This is a genomic window from Aeromonas ichthyocola, assembly GCF_046087985.1.
GTDB classification, from domain to species: Bacteria; Pseudomonadota; Gammaproteobacteria; order Enterobacterales; family Aeromonadaceae; genus Aeromonas; species Aeromonas rivipollensis.
On record NZ_JBJSWH010000007.1, the window covers coordinates 113,688 to 128,800 of the forward strand.

At 65.2% G+C, this 15,113-nt stretch carries 15 protein-coding genes and 3 pseudogenes; 11 read left to right on the forward strand and 7 right to left on the reverse strand.

What is annotated here, in order from left to right; genetic code table 11:
- Window positions 1–370 precede the first annotated feature (370 nt).
- Both ACF2JD_RS19510 and ACF2JD_RS19515 read left to right on the forward strand, forming a co-directional pair.
- Window positions 371–484, forward strand: a pseudogene (locus ACF2JD_RS19510) (ABC transporter ATP-binding protein); the annotation flags it as partial.
- 107 nt (window positions 485–591) lie between these two features.
- Entirely contained in the window at window positions 592–852 is a 261-nt protein-coding gene (locus ACF2JD_RS19515; RefSeq protein ID WP_440988006.1) for a hypothetical protein, read from the forward strand.
- Window positions 853–970: 118 nt separating this feature from the next.
- Here ACF2JD_RS19515 and ACF2JD_RS19520 read toward each other — a convergent pair.
- Both ACF2JD_RS19520 and ACF2JD_RS19525 read right to left on the reverse strand, forming a co-directional pair.
- Window positions 971–2,130, reverse strand: a pseudogene (locus ACF2JD_RS19520) (competence/damage-inducible protein A).
- A 27-nt stretch (window positions 2,131–2,157) separates the two neighbouring features.
- The gene (locus ACF2JD_RS19525; protein ID WP_440988007.1) at window positions 2,158–3,396 is read right to left on the reverse strand and encodes a DUF3391 domain-containing protein; all 1,239 of its coding nucleotides are present in this window, start codon (window positions 3,394–3,396) and stop codon (window positions 2,158–2,160) included.
- A 144-nt stretch (window positions 3,397–3,540) separates the two neighbouring features.
- On the opposite strand from ACF2JD_RS19525, the gene metA reads away from it, so the two are divergent.
- Entirely contained in the window at window positions 3,541–4,488 is a 948-nt protein-coding gene (metA, locus tag ACF2JD_RS19530) for a homoserine O-acetyltransferase MetA (RefSeq protein ID WP_111910712.1), read from the forward strand.
- A gap of 57 nt (window positions 4,489–4,545) precedes the next feature.
- Here the strand turns inward: metA and ACF2JD_RS19535 are convergent, their stop codons facing one another.
- Complete coding sequence (locus ACF2JD_RS19535; protein WP_440988008.1) at window positions 4,546–5,064, reverse strand: phosphatase domain-containing protein; 519 nt, start codon at window positions 5,062–5,064, stop codon at window positions 4,546–4,548.
- Between the two features lie 160 nt (window positions 5,065–5,224).
- On the opposite strand from ACF2JD_RS19535, the gene ACF2JD_RS19540 reads away from it, so the two are divergent.
- Entirely contained in the window at window positions 5,225–5,695 is a 471-nt protein-coding gene (locus ACF2JD_RS19540) for an Lrp/AsnC family transcriptional regulator (RefSeq protein WP_025325515.1), read from the forward strand.
- Between the two features lie 58 nt (window positions 5,696–5,753).
- Here the strand turns inward: ACF2JD_RS19540 and ACF2JD_RS19545 are convergent.
- Window positions 5,754–7,719, reverse strand: a pseudogene (locus ACF2JD_RS19545) (LTA synthase family protein).
- Between ACF2JD_RS19545 and ACF2JD_RS19550 the strand changes: the two are divergent.
- The 3 genes from ACF2JD_RS19550 (at window position 7,652) to ACF2JD_RS19560 (ending at window position 9,995) form a co-directional block, all read left to right on the forward strand.
- On the forward strand, window positions 7,652–7,858 hold the full coding sequence (locus tag ACF2JD_RS19550) for a hypothetical protein (protein ID WP_440988083.1): 207 nt from the start codon (window positions 7,652–7,654) through the stop codon (window positions 7,856–7,858). The pseudogene ACF2JD_RS19545 and the gene ACF2JD_RS19550 sit on opposite strands and share 68 nt — an antisense overlap.
- 123 nt (window positions 7,859–7,981) lie before the next feature.
- A complete protein-coding gene (locus ACF2JD_RS19555; RefSeq protein WP_440988009.1) occupies window positions 7,982–8,254 on the forward strand; it encodes a DUF2442 domain-containing protein in 273 nt (90 codons plus the stop codon).
- 124 nt (window positions 8,255–8,378) lie between these two features.
- Complete coding sequence (locus ACF2JD_RS19560) at window positions 8,379–9,995, forward strand: alpha-amylase family glycosyl hydrolase (protein ID WP_440988010.1); 1,617 nt, start codon at window positions 8,379–8,381, stop codon at window positions 9,993–9,995.
- Window positions 9,996–10,056: 61 nt separating this feature from the next.
- On the opposite strand, the gene ACF2JD_RS19565 is transcribed toward ACF2JD_RS19560, so the two are convergent.
- Together ACF2JD_RS19565 and ACF2JD_RS19570 are read right to left on the reverse strand one after the other, a co-directional pair.
- Window positions 10,057–10,593, reverse strand: coding sequence for an MgtC/SapB family protein (locus tag ACF2JD_RS19565; RefSeq protein ID WP_392415983.1), 537 nt, complete (start codon window positions 10,591–10,593; stop codon window positions 10,057–10,059).
- 24 nt (window positions 10,594–10,617) lie between these two features.
- Window positions 10,618–12,060 carry a RimK family protein gene (locus ACF2JD_RS19570; RefSeq protein WP_440988011.1) on the reverse strand — a complete coding sequence of 481 codons (1,443 nt, stop codon included), beginning with the start codon at window positions 12,058–12,060 and terminating at the stop codon, window positions 10,618–10,620.
- 186 nt (window positions 12,061–12,246) lie between these two features.
- Here ACF2JD_RS19570 and ACF2JD_RS19575 point away from each other — a divergent pair, with 186 nt between their 5' ends.
- The 4 genes from ACF2JD_RS19575 (at window position 12,247) to ACF2JD_RS19590 (ending at window position 14,446) form a co-directional block, all read left to right on the forward strand.
- Window positions 12,247–12,720 (forward strand): GNAT family N-acetyltransferase, encoded by a 474-nt coding sequence (locus tag ACF2JD_RS19575; protein ID WP_111910706.1) that lies wholly within the window; start codon window positions 12,247–12,249, stop codon window positions 12,718–12,720.
- A 30-nt stretch (window positions 12,721–12,750) separates the two neighbouring features.
- Window positions 12,751–12,996 carry a DUF3624 family protein gene (locus ACF2JD_RS19580; RefSeq protein ID WP_440988079.1) on the forward strand — a complete coding sequence of 82 codons (246 nt, stop codon included), beginning with the start codon at window positions 12,751–12,753 and terminating at the stop codon, window positions 12,994–12,996.
- A 42-nt stretch (window positions 12,997–13,038) separates the two neighbouring features.
- Window positions 13,039–13,785, forward strand: coding sequence for an SDR family oxidoreductase (locus tag ACF2JD_RS19585; protein ID WP_413836697.1), 747 nt, complete (start codon window positions 13,039–13,041; stop codon window positions 13,783–13,785).
- Between the two features lie 223 nt (window positions 13,786–14,008).
- Window positions 14,009–14,446 carry a hypothetical protein gene (locus tag ACF2JD_RS19590; protein ID WP_440988012.1) on the forward strand — a complete coding sequence of 146 codons (438 nt, stop codon included), beginning with the start codon at window positions 14,009–14,011 and terminating at the stop codon, window positions 14,444–14,446.
- A 110-nt stretch (window positions 14,447–14,556) separates the two neighbouring features.
- On the opposite strand, the gene ACF2JD_RS19595 is transcribed toward ACF2JD_RS19590, so the two are convergent.
- A complete protein-coding gene (locus tag ACF2JD_RS19595) occupies window positions 14,557–15,111 on the reverse strand; it encodes a hypothetical protein (RefSeq protein ID WP_440988013.1) in 555 nt (184 codons plus the stop codon).
- Window positions 15,112–15,113: the final 2 nt, after the last annotated feature.

Sequence of the window (15,113 nt, forward strand, 5' to 3'; positions counted from 1 at the left end):
CCCAGCGCGACATTCACCTTGCCAGCGCAGGCCGCCTTGCTGGCCGGCGAGGTGGCGCTTCAAGGGATTTTCAATCGGGTCGCGGTGGGTGCCGTGCTGGCCGCCATGCCGCCGCCCCGAGGCGTTGATGCGGGTCGCTGCCGACCCTACTGCCCTCTTGCCCAACCGAACGAGCCCCATGACCGCCCAAGGCCACCTGCTGTTTTCCGTTACCTGCGCCCTGCTTGCCCACAAGGTCGAACTCACTCCTGCCCTGGCAGAAGGCAGCCTGTGGCACATAGTGCCCATGGCCCTGGCCAGCGCCCTGCTGCCATCAGCTCGCCATCATGGATCACCCCCAGTCCCTGCTCGGTCGGCAGTGCAGCTGCCCTCCGCCGCCCAGCTCGGCCAGCGCTTGCGGGTGCTGGTGGACAAGGAGCTGGCGGCCGCCTGGTTGCAGCAGGCCTGCCCGGCGCCTGTTTGGCCATCGCGTCAGCTGAGCCGAGGGCCAAAGCCTGCTCTCACTCAGAAAGAATCGCAGCGGTACGGCCTGGGGATATGGGGGCTCGCAGGCAGGCAGCTGGCACGGGACAGGCTCAAGCACCAGGCCCCTTGCGCCAGATCCCGGTGGGGGGTGATGGTCAGCGTGCCCTGCTGGTGGAGGCGGTGAAGGCGAGCCAGGTGGTGCACATCGGCTACGTCGGGGTGCAGCAGGCCACCTGCTGCGGGGTGCTGGTGCTGCCCGCCACACCGCTCAGCGGGCAGACCCCTGCTCTGGCCCTGGCGCCGGCGCTTTCGCCGCTCGCCGATTCGAAACGGCCTGGCCTACTCAAGGGAACTTCAACCCGGCGCGCCGTTCGGCGGTCAACATAGTGCCCGGCCTGCTCGGGGTGATCCTCACCATGACCTGACCCTGGCGCTCGCCGGGATCACCACCCCGGTCGGGTGCATGGGAACATCGGGGTGGGGGGGGCGCCTTCTAGCCCGGTTATCAGATGCGGCTGGCGGTTCTGGCCAGGGTGAGGTAGTCGCCGAGCACCGGCAAGCCCTGCAGGTGGCGGCGCAGCATGTCGAGGGCGGCGAAGGCGAGGATCTGGTTGTTGCGGCGGCCGCTGTCGGGTCCGGGTGGCTGACCTTGACCTTGTCTGGCCGATCTGCTGCCCATCGGCGCAGAGCAGCAGCGGCACGCCCTCCGGGCCCTGCGCGGCCTATGGTCAGGCTGCAGGCCCGCTGCGGGCGCCGCCAGCTGCGCCAGCTCGTGGGCCAGGGCTGTGGCTGAAGCTGGCCGTCAGGGCCGGATGGGGGTGGCACATGGCCAGCAGGGCGCCCCGGCTCTCCCCTTCCAGCAGCGTCAGCGGTTTGCCCCCAGCAGCGCCAGGATCTGCTGCGCCGGCTCCTCATCGCCCCGCCCTACCAGCCAGGGCGGATCGCCCCGAGCAGGCGCGCCTCGGCGGCGGCCATGTCGGCTTCGCTGGCCCCATGGCCGATGAGTTTCAGCTCGATGAGGGGCATGGAGGAGCGGTAGCCGAGTTCGATGCCGGCGGGCCAGGGCGCCGCATCCAGCTTGTCCGAGAGGGCGGATTCCGAGATGCCGAAGGTATAGAAGCGGCGCAGCTCTGTGTCCGTATCTTCCCCCGCCAGCGCCTTGAGGCGCGGCAGGATTTGCTCGCGCACCATCTGCTTGAACTCGAACGGCACGCCCGGGGTGAAGAAGAGCCGGCTCTGGCCGTGGCTGACCAGGAAGCCGCAGGCGGTGCCGACCGGGTTGTCGAGGATCTCGCAGCCCCGGGGCAGCCAGGCCTGCTTGCTGTTGCTCTGGGCCATGGTGCGGCCCCGGCTGGCGTAGCGCTCGGCCATGGTGGCGAGCCAGTCGGGGAACAGGGTGAGCGGCTGGTCGAAGGCCTCTGCCGCCGCCTGGGCGGTGAGATCATCCGCGGTGGGGCCCAGGCCCCCGCACACCAGCACCACCTCGGCCCGGCTGGCACTTTCCTGCAAGGCGGCCTTCAGATCGGCGAGGTTGTCGCCCACAGTGAGGCGGCGGCGCACCTGCCAGCCCTGCTCCAGCAGCAGGGCGCTGAGCCAGGCGGCGTTGGTGTCCACCACCAGGCCGGTCACTATCTCGTCCCCCGTGCTGATGATCTCGATACGCATGCAGACTCCTTGGATGGTGGATCCCGATCAGGGCTTGTTGTGCTCGAAGTAGTAGCTGATCCGGGTGCGCGGGTTGAGGTACTCGAACACCGCCGGGGGCAGTCGCTTGGGGTGGATCACCTTGGCAATCGTCAGCTCGGCCTGCTCGAGATCTATGATGGCCGCCTCCTGGCGCGGGATGCGGGGATCGTACACCAGCACGGCGGGGTAGAGCAGGCGGGAGGCGTTGACCGACATCACCAGCCCGACCTGGCCGTTGGAGAGCTGCACCACGCTGCCGGGCGGGTAGATGCCCATCAGGCGGATCAGCATGCCGAGGTGGTCGGTGTTGAACTGGGCCTTGCGCTGCTTGTAGAGGTTGCCGAGGGCCGAGTAGGGCACCTTGGCCTGCAGATGGCAGAGGTTGTCGTACTCGTTGATGAGGGACACTATCTGGGTCAGGGGGTCGAGCTGATCCCCCCTGAGCCCCTGGGGTCCGCTGCCGTCCAGGTATTCGTGATGGTACTGCACTATGCGCTTCGCCGGCTCCGGGAAGCCACTGGCCAGGCTCAGCAGCTCCAGGCCATAGCGCGGGTGCTGGGCCATCAGGTTCTGCTCCGGTTTGGTCAGGGGGCTTGTCTTGCGCAGGATCTGGCTCGGAATCTTCAGCTTGCCGATGTCGTGGAACAGGGCTCCCATGCCGACCTGGCGAATAGCCTCGGCCGGCAACTTGCACTCCCTGGCCAGCAGCATGCTGAGCACGCTGACGTTGAGGGAGTGGAACTGGAGGCTGTTGCCATCCGCGCTGTCGGAGACCAGGTGCAGCACCATCTCGTCCACCGACAGCAGCTGCTCCGTCATGGCGTTGATCAGCTCCTGGGCCTCATTGATGGCGTTGAGGGGGCGGGACTGGATCTTGCCCATCAGGTTGCGCACCTGGGCCAGGGATTGCTGGAAATGCTTCTCGCACTGCTGCAGATCCCGACGATAGCGCTGCAACTGCTCGATGCGCCTGGTCTTCTCCTGCTGCATCTCCTGCTGGCGGTCGACGAGATCGCCAGTGCCATCCGGTGCGGGCTGCACCTGATCGAGGGGCTTGGGAGGGGCGTCGCTCTTGTCGGGAATGATGGTGACCAGCTTGAGGCCGAGCCGGCGAATGAGCTCTATCTCCTCTTCACTCTTGAGTTTGAAGCTGGAGAACAGGAAGGGGTGCTCACGCCATCCCAGTGGCAGGGAGACGTAATTGCCGACTTGCAGCCGGTCTACCGAGATCTTGATTCCTGTCATGGGGTTGGACACGAGAGACACACAGAGCCGTATGCTAGTCAAAGGCAGGGGTGAATACAAAAGGTATCTGATGACAGGATGGGCGCTTTATTATAGGCTTCTAGATGTCCAGACATATTTACCGATGCAGTACAGGGAGTCAGCATGCCGATCAAGATCCCGGACCAGTTGCCCGCCGCCGAAGTGCTGGGGCAGGAGAACATCTTCGTGATGACGGAATCCCGGGCCGTCACCCAGAACATCCGTCCGCTGCGGGTGCTCATCCTCAACCTGATGCCCAAGAAGATAGAGACCGAGATCCAGCTGATGCGGATGCTCTCCAACTCGCCCTTGCAGGTGGACGTGGATCTGCTGCGCATAGACGATCGGGAGTCTAAGAACACGCCCCAGGCGCACCTGGAGAACTTCTATCACGACTTCGAGCAGGTGCGTGGCAACAACTACGACGGCATGATCATCACCGGGGCGCCGCTCGGGCTGGTGGAGTTCGAGGAGGTGGTCTACTGGCCGCGCATCGTCGAGATCATCGAGTGGTCCCATCAGCATGTGACCTCGACCCTGTTCCTCTGCTGGGCGGTGCAGGCGGCGCTCAAGGCGCTCTACGGCATGGAGAAACAGACCCACGGCGAGAAGCTGTCCGGGGTCTATCGCCACCACCGCCTCGACGAGCACGAGCCGCTGCTGCGCGGTTTCGATGACGAGTTCGTCGCGCCGCACTCCCGCTATGCGGCCTTCGACGGTGACCTCATCCGCGCCCACACCGATCTGCAGATCTTCGCCGAGTCGGAGGAGGCGGGGGTCTATCTGGCGGCGACCAAGGATTGCCGCCAGGTGTTCGTCACTGGCCATCCCGAATACGATGCCCTGACCCTGGACGGGGAGTATCAACGGGATCTGGCTGCCGGGCTCACCCCTGTCATCCCGGTCAACTACTACCCGGACGACAATCCCGGCCAGACTCCGCGCGCCACCTGGCGCAGCCACGGCCACCTGCTGTTTTCCAACTGGCTCAACTACTACGTCTACCAGCTCACCAGCTATCGGCTGGAGGACATCGGCAAGGTGTTCACCTACGAGCAACCCAAGGGCTAGGTGACTCGGGCTCGGCAAGGTATTCACTTATCAGCAGCTCAAGGATCAGGGGACCCCTCAGTCTGCCCCGGCCAGCCGTCGCCCCCGGGTGTCGAGCCAGTGACGGTGGCAGGCCAGGGTAAAGGCGCCGGGTCGCCTGGCCCGGATGGCGGCCATGGCCTCCGGCTGGGGCTGGCCCAGGGTCATCAGCAGCAGGGCCGCCACCAGCCCGGTGCGGCCGCTCCCTCCGTGACAGTGCATGGCCAGGTGCCTGCCCTCGCTCAGCAGGGAGAGCAGTTGCGGCAGCACGGGGGGCCAGGCTTGCTCGAAGGCTTCATCGGGGGCCTCATCGTCCGCTATGGGCAGGTGGAACCAGGCCATGCCCCTGGCCCTGACCAGTGAGCCGAGGGACCCTGCGCCGCGTGCGGCCAGCTCATCCTCCGTCATCAGCGTGAGCACACCGCTGGCACCGGCCAGCTGCAACTGGGCCAGGGCGAGGGGCATGGCAACCTGCTGGTTGCCGGGGCAGGGGGTGAGCAACAGCTGACCGTCGAGGCGCTGAACCTCCAGGCTCCAGAAGGGGTGGGCACTGAGCATGAGGATCCTTGTCGGTGCTGAGAGGGTGTCAAACGAACTTGTTGGCCCCCTGTTTGAGTGCGGCACAGCATAGAGGGCGCGGGTGCGATGTCAATCTGCGTTGTGTTCGGCCCGGTTTACGGGCAGAGTCTAAAAAAATTGAGCGATGGAAGGAGTAGAGATGAGAAACCTGGATCAACTGGACTTGGACATCCTGGCCCATCTGTTTCGCGATGCGGGCATGACCAACAAGGATTTGGCGGCCCTGGTCGGGGTGGCTCCCTCCACCTGCCTGGAGCGGGTGCGCAAGCTGCAACAGGACGGGGTGCTGAAGGGCGCTCACTGCGAAGTGGATTATCAGGCCCTGGGCGGCCATATCCAGGCCATGGTCTCCCTGCAGCTGGCGCGCCACAGCCGGCAGATCATAGATGCGTTTCGCGATGCCATACTGGCGTTGCCCGAGGTGATCAGCCTGTTTCACATGGGTGGCAAGGATGATTTCCTGGTGCACCTCTGCGTCGCCGACACCGAGCACCTGCGCAATTTCGTGTTCGATCACTTCACCTCCCGGGAAGAGGTGGTGCACCTCGAGACCTCCCTGGTGTTCGAGCACAGGTTCAGCCGCTCCCTGCCCTGCTTCACTCACCCCTGAGCGTCAGGGAAGCCGCAAAAAAACCGCCAGTTGGCGGTTTTTTCGTTTCTGCATCCCTTCAGTTGAGGACGAGCCTGTCGTCCGGCGCCGTCTGGTAGAGTCCCTGCTGGTAGGCCAGGTTGCCCCAGAGCACCAGGCCCAGCGCGGCATCCTTCATGGCGTCCGGTTGCGGGGCCGGGGTGAGGGTCTCGCTGGCATCGTCATAGACGAAGCCTTCCGCCGCCCGCTCAGGTTGCAGTATCACCACATCCTTGCCCCGCATCAGGGCGAAGTTCTTGTCGTACTGCATGATGGCGCGCCCCGGCCAGTCCGCCGGCATCCGGGTCAGATCCTTGCCCAGCATGGGGTAGTCGGCACTTATGCCCATCAGGGAGAGCAGGGTGGGCGCCATGTCTATCTGGCTGACGATGCGCCTATCCTGTTTCGGCGCTATGCCCTCTCCCACTATGACTCCAGGGATATGGAAGCGGGGGATGGGCACCAGGCTGGCGCCGCCGACCCGGCTGTCGTGATCGGCGATGACCAGGAACAGGGTGTCCTTCCAGTAGTCCGATGCCTTGGCCTTCCTGAAGAACTCGCCGACGGCGTAATCAGCATATTTGGCGGCGTTGTTGCGGGTCGCCTTGGGCTGCTCGTAGAGGGAGATGCGGTTGTCCGGGAACTCGAAGGGATCGTGGTTGCTGGAGCTGAATACCAGGCTGAAGAAGGGCTTGCCCTGCTTGTGGAGTGCCTCGAAGGTGTCGTTGGCCTTGGCCATGAGATCTTCATCCGAGGCACCCCATGAGCCCTCGAACACAGGGTTCTTGAAGTCCTTCTGCTCGACTATGGTGGTGAAGCCATTGCCGAGGAAGAAGCTGCGCATGTTGTCGAAGTGGCTCTCGCCGCCGTAGATGAAGCTGGTGTCATAGCCCCGCTGCTTGAGCAGATCCGCGATGGTGAAGAAGTTGGTCTGGCTCTTGCCGAGTTTGACCACGGCCTGGGCCGGGGTCGGGGTGAAGCCGGTCAGCACCGCCTCTATGCCACGCACCGAGCGGGTGCCGGTGGCGTAGAGCTGCTCGAACGCCCATCCCTCCCGGGACAGCGCATCTATGTTGGGGGTCAGGGGCAGGCCTCCGAGGGAGCCGACAAACTGGGCACCGAGACTCTCCTGCAGCAGGATCACCAGGTTCTTCGGCTTGCCGCTATGGCTGGCTTCGTTGAAGGTCTGGCTGGGTTGTGTCTCGGAGTTGAAGTCCTGGCCGGGGCGGCCGCTCTCCTCGCGCACCAGTTCCAGGATCCGCTCTCTGGGCAGTTCCCCGTAGAATTCGCCGGCACTCTCCTCGTTGCTCATCTGCTTGATGGCGAAGAAGAGGGAGTAGGCGGAGTTGACCGTCAGGGCGTTGACCAGGGGATCGCTGGCGAACGCCACCATGGCCGGGTTCAGGGCCCTGTGCCCCAGGCTGGAGCGGGCACCGAGGAAGCCGATGGCCAGGATCAGCAGGGCGAAGGCCGGGCGCAGATGCCAGCGCGGGAAGCTCAGGTGCCGCATCAGGCGCCCGCTCAGCCACCAGCCGCCCCCCAGGGTCAGCAGGCTGAACACCAGGGCCAGCAGCAGTTCGCCCTTGCGGCCCGCCCACAGCATGGCGAGCACCTCCTTCGGGTAGATGAGGTATTCGATATAGAGGCGGTTGGGACGAACCCCGTATTCGGTGACGAAGGCGGGGGTGGAGATCTCGAGGAAGAGCATCAGCCAGAGCCCCAGAGTCAGCCAGACCCGGATGAGTGGCAACCAGGCGCGGCCCAGGGCATGGGGGCCGGCCAGCAGCAGGGTGAAGACGGCGGGCACGCCCCACAGCCAGCAGAGGGTGGCGAAGTCGACGCGCAATCCCTGCAGCAGCATTTCTGACCAACTGGCGACGGCGTCGACCCGCTCCTGTTGCCAGAGCCCCAGGCCTGCCCCGGCTGGCGGAGAGGGCGATGAGCGCGATCACCGAAAAAATGGCGATGGGCCAAAATGGACCCAGCCAATGTCTTATTTTTGTCATTGTTTTTCCTGATAAAGCCTGTTTTTTGATGCCCATCCGAGGACAGCTTTTTTTATATTGCAGGGATATGACCATGGGGGCGGGGAAAGGTTGCGGCGCAGGGAGAGATTGGACGCTATTGATAACATTGATTTTTTAATGAGGGCTCCCGGAGGAGCCAAAAGACAGCATAAATGACTGGGCGTTGTGTGATCCCCACTGCAAAGTGCGGCGAGGGGCTTGCCTATAATGGCGCCGGATTTTCTCAATCGGAGCCGAAGGGATGCCGGTCTTTATCGATGTGGAGTATGTGCACGGCTGGTGCCTGTTCGTGGTGCTTTCTGACGGCACCACCGGGGTGCTGGACCTGACCCCCTGGCGCAGCCAGCCCCTGTTCGCGGTGCTGGACTCGGAGCGGCGCTGCGCCCGGGTCTTCATCAATCGCCGCCACCAGCTGGAGTGGCCCTCGGGCTGCACCCTGTCGGCCCAGGAGGTCTATCACCTGATTGCCCCCATCGACGAGCGCGAGGCCTTCCCGGATCGCAATCCGGGCTGAGAGTGACGGGCTAACTCGTTGAGCCAGGTAACGTTTTCAGTCACAGACCCGCTCTGGCGAGGCCGTTATCATGGCCTCAGGGTGGCGCATTTTGCGCCAGCACCACCACAGCGGGAAGATAACAATGAAACAAGGAAGGTTGCGCCATGGCGGCCTGATCGGGGCCGCCTTGTTACTGACAGCGTGCGGCAGCGGCGGCGGGGGATCCAGCGGCGAGACCCAGCCCCCCGTGGTCAATCCGCCCCCCACCTCGGACAGTCGCGCCTGCCATGGCGATGATCAGCCCGCCTGCAACCTGAGAACCTATCAGGTGATGGTGGAGTCCTTCGTCGATGGCGACGGCAGTGCCAATTACGGCGTCGGCTACGGCCCCTCCAGGCACAACGGCGATCTGCAAGGGATCATCGACAGCCTGGACCACATCAAGAGCCTCAACGTCAACGCCATCTGGCTCACCCCTGTGTTCGACTCCTGCGCCGGTCAGGCCGGGGACGACAGGCTGGATGCCACCGGCTATTTCGCCTGCGACTTCTTCAACGTGGACCCCAATTTCGGCAGCAACGCCCAGTTGAAAAAACTGGTGGATGCGGCCCACCAGCGCGGCCTCTATGTCTTCCTCGACGGCGTCTTCGGCCATGTCAACAAGGTGGGGGTGAGCAAGCCCTCCCCCGAGGGCCGTCTGCCTGCCCTCACCAGCGGCGGCGCCGGTTATCCGGGCCAGCTGGTGGATTACGGCCAGCCCGAGAGCCTCGCCTACTTCAAGGAGGTGGCCCGCTACTGGGTCCAGCAGTACGGCATCGACGGCTGGCGCCTCGATCAGGCCTATCAGCTGGGGCTGGATGACTGGCGCGCCATTCGCACCGAGGTGGAGCAGGCCAGCGCGGCGCGCAAGGCTGCCGGCCAGCAGTGGGGCACGCTCGGCTACCTGGTCGGGGAGGTGTGGAAGGGAGCTGACGAGATCCGGGCCCAGGCTTATGGCAGCAGCGACAACCCGGCGCTCTCCTCGGCGTTCGACTTCCCGCTGCGCTACGGCCTGGTGCAGGCGCTGGCGGTGGAGGAGTCCGGCAAGGGCGGGCAGGGTGCCAGCGTGCTCGATGCCAGCTGGAACAAGGTAGAGAACTACCCCAATCACGCCATGCCGAACCTGATGCTGGGCAACCACGATCTGGTGCGCTTCGGCGATCTGCTGGAGCGTGGCAACTTCAATCATGCGGACTACTGGCAGCGCCACAAGGCAGCCTTCAGCTTCCTGGCTGCCCGCTCCGGCCCCATCACCCTCTATTACGGCGAGGAGTTTGGCGACGAGGTGCCGGGTTTTGCCAAGCAGGTGAGCGGCGACTGTGCCGCGCAGGGGCTGTGCGACGATCACGTGGCCCGCAGCGACGGCAAGGTGCCCGGTGTCACCGGCTTCACCCCGAGCGGCGAGCAGGCCGAGCTCAAGCAGTGGCTCAGCCAGCTGTTGGCCCTGCGCGCAGCCCATCCCGCTCTCTATCAGGGGGAGCGAGTCAAGCTGGTGGCCGATGGCAGCGTCTATGGCGACATCAAGCAGACGGCGGCCGAGCAGATTGTCTACCTGCTCAACCTCTCCACCACGCCTCAAAGCTATGCCCTGCCGGTCGGCAAACTGCGCAGTGGCAGTGCCCTGGTGGACCTGCAGAGCGGCGAGAGCCTGGCGCTGGGTGGCAGCAGCCTGACGGTGGATCTGCCGCCCCTCAGTGGCCGCTTCCTGCTGCTGCAATAAGACGGCAGACAGCAAAAGGGCTCCCGCGGGGAGCCCTTTTTGTTGCCAGCTGGCGACAGGGTCACTTCTCGAGGCCGCTGCCGAGCTCCTCCTGACGGGGGCTGGCCGGCGCGCCGCGCTCGTTGCCGCTGCGCCAGTGCTCGAGCCGGTTGTGCACCCCGCGGCGCAGGCTCTTGAAGCTGGTCTCAAGGTAGTGAACCCCCACCAGGATCCCCAGGGTCACGCCGGTGAGCAGCACGGCCTGGTGCAGCATTCCCATGCCGATCAGGGCGCCGAGGGCGGCCAGCATCCAGATGGTGGCGGCCGAGGTCACCCCCAGCACCTGTCCATCCCGGGTCATCATGACCCCGGCGCCGAGGAAGCCGATGCCGGTGATGAGCTGGCCCAGCACCCGCGCCTGATCCGCAGACTGCGGGCTGACGGCGGCGCCGATGGCGAGAAAGCAGTAAGTGCCGAGCACTATGAGGGAGGAGGTGCGAATGCCGACCGGCTTGCCGTGCAACTGACGCTCCAGCCCGACCAGACCGCCGCACACCAGACAGGCCAGAATGTTGTTCCAGCCAAGGGGCGCTATGTCCCACCACTGCGTTGTCATCATACCCACCTCTGCCGATCCTGCTTGTTATCCTGCCGCGCTCTGCCCCCGGTTCTCCAGCCGTTGTCGGAAGGCCCTGGCCAGGCGCTCGTAGAGATCTTTGGCCTCTCTGTCTTCAATATCGCCACGTATCCAGGGATTGTCGATGATTTCCAGCAGCACGCAGCCCTGGCCCTGCTGGCGCAGATCCACCCCGAACAGGCCGTTGCCGAGCTGGTGCACGGCGCGGCGGGCGGTCTGCAACACCCGCTCCGGCACCTCGGTCAGCGGCAGCGCCTCGATCCGGCTCAGGTCGAGGGGGTGCTTGCGGCGGCGGATGCGATTGCCCGGCTCGGGCCGGTAGCGGCGACAGGCGAACAGCGGCGAGCCGTCGAGAAAGCCGATGCGCCAGTCGAATTCGGCGGGGATCCGGCTCTGCACCAGCAGCAGGGCGGAGCGGCCCAGCCCCTCGTCCATCAGGCGGGCGAGCTGGGTCTCGTCGCTCGCCATGGCCAGATCCCGGCCCTGGGCACCGTCGGGCACCTTCACCATCAGCGGCAGGCCGAGCCGCTGCACCAGCTCGTCCACCTGGTGGCGGCCGCGGCGGGTCACCACCATGGTCGGCGGCATGGGCACGCCGCTGCGCACCATCAGCTCGTAGAGGTAGAGCTTGTTGCTGCAGGCGAGGATGGCGCGGGAGCTGTCGATCACCGGCATCTTGAGCTGCTCGGCGCGGCGGGCGAACTCGAAGGTGTAGTGGCCGACCGCGGTCTCGGCCCGCAGCCAGAGGGTGTCGAACTCCGGCAGCCGCTCTATGGCGGAGGGCGCCAATATCTCGGCCTGGATCCCTTGGGCGGCGGCGGCCTGAATGAAGCGCTCTATCGCAAGGGCATCGCTGCTGGCGCGGCCATCGCTCTGATCCATCAGGATGGCGAGCTGATAGAGCGGCGCCGTCTGCTCCTCGCCCCCGGTGCCGACCAGGGCCTGGGCGTGTTGCAGCATCAGCTCTCGCTCGCTCTGGCTTAACTCCAGGGGGGAGAGGCTCTGCTGCTGGCGCACCGACCAGCCGTGACGACCTCGCTTGAGGGTCAGCTCCTGCAACGGCAGCTGGCTCAGGCCGTAGTAGTAGCGGGCCAGCCCCCCTAGCTCGCTCTGCTCGCACTGGCCGAAGATGGCGCGCACCCGGATCCTGTCCTCGCTTTGGCGGGTCAGCCAGCCCTGCAGCTTGCGCCACAGCTTGGCCGGTGGCTGCTGGGGTTGCAGCCGGCTGATGGCCTGCAGTCCCGGCAGGCAGTGGTGACTGCGGGCCTGGGCCAGCAGTGAGCAGTAGTAGCCCGCGCTCAGGTGTTCCAGGCTGCGACAGAGGTTGATGATGCGGGGGCGGCCGCCCGTGGTCGGCACGCCGTGTTGCAGATAGGTGCGGGCGGTCAGCAGATAATCGGCATGGCAGGGCCAGTCGCCCAGCTCCTCGACGATGACATAGGTACTCATATTTTCGGCTCCACAGAAAGGACTGCCCGAAAAGGCAGGATCCCCAGTGGGCTTCGATGCACCGACAAGCACGGCAATGGCGCGAGGGGAAACAAGAGGTTACAGTGCCTAATATTCTGCCTTGGTAACTTGTGATACAAGTCGCATTTCTGGTGCTGAGGATAAATAACCGAACAAGGACTCCCCGTGTTGACCGTGCGCGCGGCCCGAACCGATGATTTGGGCGCCATCGTGAAGCTGGAACGCTACTGTTTCCCCCCCGAAGTTGCCTTCGGCCGCAGCCGCTGGCACTACCTGCTCAGCCATGCCAAGGGGCGCACCCTGCTGCTGCAAGATGAGAAGGCGCAGTTGATGGGCTACCTCAGCGTGCTGGAGCACAGGGGCTGGGACAGGCTCATCATCCAGACCCTCGCCATTCGCTGGACGGTGCGCCGCCAGGGCTGGGCCCGGCGCCTGCTGGAGCAGGTGATCCGGGAGGGCCGGGAGGCGGGCTGGGGTGCCATCCGGCTCGAGGTGGCCGACGCCAACCCCGAGGCCCAGACCCTCTACCACAGGCTGGGGTTTCGCCCAAGGCTCAGGCTGCCGGACTACTACGGGCCGGGTCAGCATGCGCACCGGCTGGTGCTGCCACTGCGATCCGATGAGCAGGGAGCGGCATGAGCCGTGCTGTCTCGACATCGAGGGGCAGTCATGGGCTGTGACGACTGCCTGGCAACGGCCATCAAGGCCAAACTCGGGCGTTGCCCGGTTTGCGCCATCCAGACCCTCGTCATCGGGGCCGTGGGCTGGCTGGTCTGGTGGTGGTGTGGCGCCGACACCTCGGTCAATGCCCTCACCGGCCTGCTGTTTGCCCTGGGGGGCTGCGGCCTGCTGCTGCTGCACCTGTCGGTCTTCCTCTGGCGCAAGGTGACGGGGCGCGAGCTGGATAATGAGTGAATTCTTTTTGTTTCAACCAGATAAATAACAATGGAGGTTCAGATGATCGCAATGGTAACGGGCGCCTCGTCCGGGTTTGGTGAGGCCATCAGCCGTCAGCTGGTGCAGGCTGGTTACAGGGTGATAGGCACCGGTCGCCGCGCCGATCGGCTGGCTGCCCTGGCCGGCGAGCTGGGCGAGCAGTTCCTGCCGCTGGCGTTCGACGTGCAGGACAAGGCGGCCACCCGCGCCGCCATCGAGGGGCTGCCGGCCGCCTGGCAGGAGGTGGATCTGCTGGTCAACAACGCCGGGCTGGCGCTCGGGCTTGAGCCCGCCCACAAGGCGGATCTGGAAGACTGGGAGCAGATGATAGCCACCAACATCAGCGGCCTGACCCTGCTCACCCGCCTGCTGCTGCCGGGCATGGTGGCGCGCAATCGCGGCCACGTGGTCAACATCGGCTCCATCGCAGGCACCTACCCCTATCCGGGCGGCAACGTCTACGGCGCCACCAAGGCGTTCGTGAAGCAGTTCAGCCTGAACCTGCGGGCCGATCTGGCGGGCACCGCCATCCGCGTCACCAACCTGGAGCCTGGCCTGTGCGGCGGGACCGAGTTCTCCAACGTGCGCTTCCACGGTGACGACGCCAAGGCGGCGACCGTCTATCAGGGGGTGCAGGCCATCCAGCCGGAGGACATCGCCAATACGGTGCTCTGGGTCAGCCAGCAGCCCGCCCACGTCAACATCAACAGCATAGAGATCATGCCGGTGGCCCAGACTTTCGGCCCGCTGCAGATCAGCCGTCGCTGAACCCCGTCTCGCCGGGATGAGAAGAGGCACCCCTGGGGGCCTCTTCTCGCTGCTGCCCTGTCGTTTTTCCCGCCTGCCCGCCGCGTCATCTGGCGTCATTCACCCGCTATCCCAGGTCGCTGCCACCCAGTGGTCAAGTTGGCCTGCAACTTGCTGGTCATGGTTATTGGCGGGGAGTCTCTCCCCCGGACGCCGGCCTGGCCGGCAGCAGCTTGGAGCCTTCATGGACATCAAACCTTATGGTCAGCAACTCGCCCAGAGTGCGTCCCACAGCCGTGCCCTGGCCACCCTCAGTGGCGATGACAGCCAGCAGGGGAGCTGGGATCAGCAGGTCAGCCTCTCCAGCCAGGTGCTGACCGGCAAGGCGCAACAGGTACTGACTTACGAGCATCTGGCCAGAAGCGGCAAGAGCGCCTCCCTGGCCGGGAGCGCCAACAATACGGTGGTACAGCAGCTGGTGGACAAGGCACTCGGCTTCGATCGCAAAAAATTTGACGATCTCGAGAGCCAGATCGAGGGGGTGGCCGACAACAAGGCGCTCTCGGCCGAAGAGCGTGAGACCCAGACCCGGGCCCTGACCGAGCAGCGTGATGCCATGCTCAAGGCGGCCATGGACAGGCTTACCGGCAAGTCGTCGAGCGGGCAGAGCGCCCAGGCCTGATACCAACGACTCGAACGGCAATCTTTGGTGTCAACTGGGCAAGATTTTGCCCCGGATGCGAAGGATGAAGCAGGGAGCGCCAGCGCCCTCCCTGCCGCAGACGGTGTGCCTCAGGGCTGTTTGGGCACTATCCCTATGGCGATGGCCGTGGTCTGGACGGCCTTGATCTGATCACCCTTGGCGATCAGGGCGAACTGGGCAGGATCCTTCACCTTGAGGGTGAGGGTATCGTCCACACCCTTGACCCTGATGGTCTGCTGCGCCTTGTCGACGTCGATGACGTCGGCATAGATGGTGACCTGCATGCCAGCCCCGGCGCCCGGCTGCTCGCCGGCGGCCGCCTTGCTCCCTTCGACCTCCACCACCCGTTTTCTCACGCCGGCTGTGCCCTTGAGCAGCTCGAGATCCAGCAGTTGCAGGTAGCGCAGCGCCACCACGTCCCCCACCTTGAGGTTCTGGAGGTTGGTCACCTCTTCCCCGGCGACCAGATCGAAGGTCTGGCCTTCGGCATTCTTCAGGCTGATCTTGCGGGTCGCGAGATCGATGGCGGTGACGGTCGCCTCGGCTTTCACCTCTTCTGCCAGGCTGGCCTGGCCCGGGGTGACGGCCACATTGGCGGTCACTTCGGCGGCCTGTATCAGGGGATTGACACAGAGAGTGAGCACTC

Excerpts from the sequence above, each read along its gene's own strand:
- ACF2JD_RS19585 (WP_413836697.1), top strand. The coding sequence starts at position 13,039 with ATGATCGCAATGGTAACGGGCGCCTCGTCCGGGTTTGGTGAGGCCATC.
- ACF2JD_RS19525 (WP_440988007.1), bottom strand. The coding sequence starts at position 3,396 with ATGACAGGAATCAAGATCTCGGTAGACCGGCTGCAAGTCGGCAATTAC.
- ACF2JD_RS19580 (WP_440988079.1), top strand. The coding sequence starts at position 12,751 with ATGGGCTGTGACGACTGCCTGGCAACGGCCATCAAGGCCAAACTCGGG.
- metA (WP_111910712.1), top strand. The coding sequence starts at position 3,541 with ATGCCGATCAAGATCCCGGACCAGTTGCCCGCCGCCGAAGTGCTGGGG.
- ACF2JD_RS19590 (WP_440988012.1), top strand. The coding sequence starts at position 14,009 with ATGGACATCAAACCTTATGGTCAGCAACTCGCCCAGAGTGCGTCCCAC.
- ACF2JD_RS19540 (WP_025325515.1), top strand. The coding sequence starts at position 5,225 with ATGAGAAACCTGGATCAACTGGACTTGGACATCCTGGCCCATCTGTTT.
- ACF2JD_RS19565 (WP_392415983.1), bottom strand. The coding sequence starts at position 10,593 with ATGATGACAACGCAGTGGTGGGACATAGCGCCCCTTGGCTGGAACAAC.
- ACF2JD_RS19535 (WP_440988008.1), bottom strand. The coding sequence starts at position 5,064 with ATGCTCAGTGCCCACCCCTTCTGGAGCCTGGAGGTTCAGCGCCTCGAC.
- ACF2JD_RS19560 (WP_440988010.1), top strand. The coding sequence starts at position 8,379 with ATGAAACAAGGAAGGTTGCGCCATGGCGGCCTGATCGGGGCCGCCTTG.
- ACF2JD_RS19550 (WP_440988083.1), top strand. The coding sequence starts at position 7,652 with ATGAGCGCGATCACCGAAAAAATGGCGATGGGCCAAAATGGACCCAGC.
- ACF2JD_RS19570 (WP_440988011.1), bottom strand. The coding sequence starts at position 12,060 with ATGAGTACCTATGTCATCGTCGAGGAGCTGGGCGACTGGCCCTGCCAT.
- ACF2JD_RS19555 (WP_440988009.1), top strand. The coding sequence starts at position 7,982 with ATGCCGGTCTTTATCGATGTGGAGTATGTGCACGGCTGGTGCCTGTTC.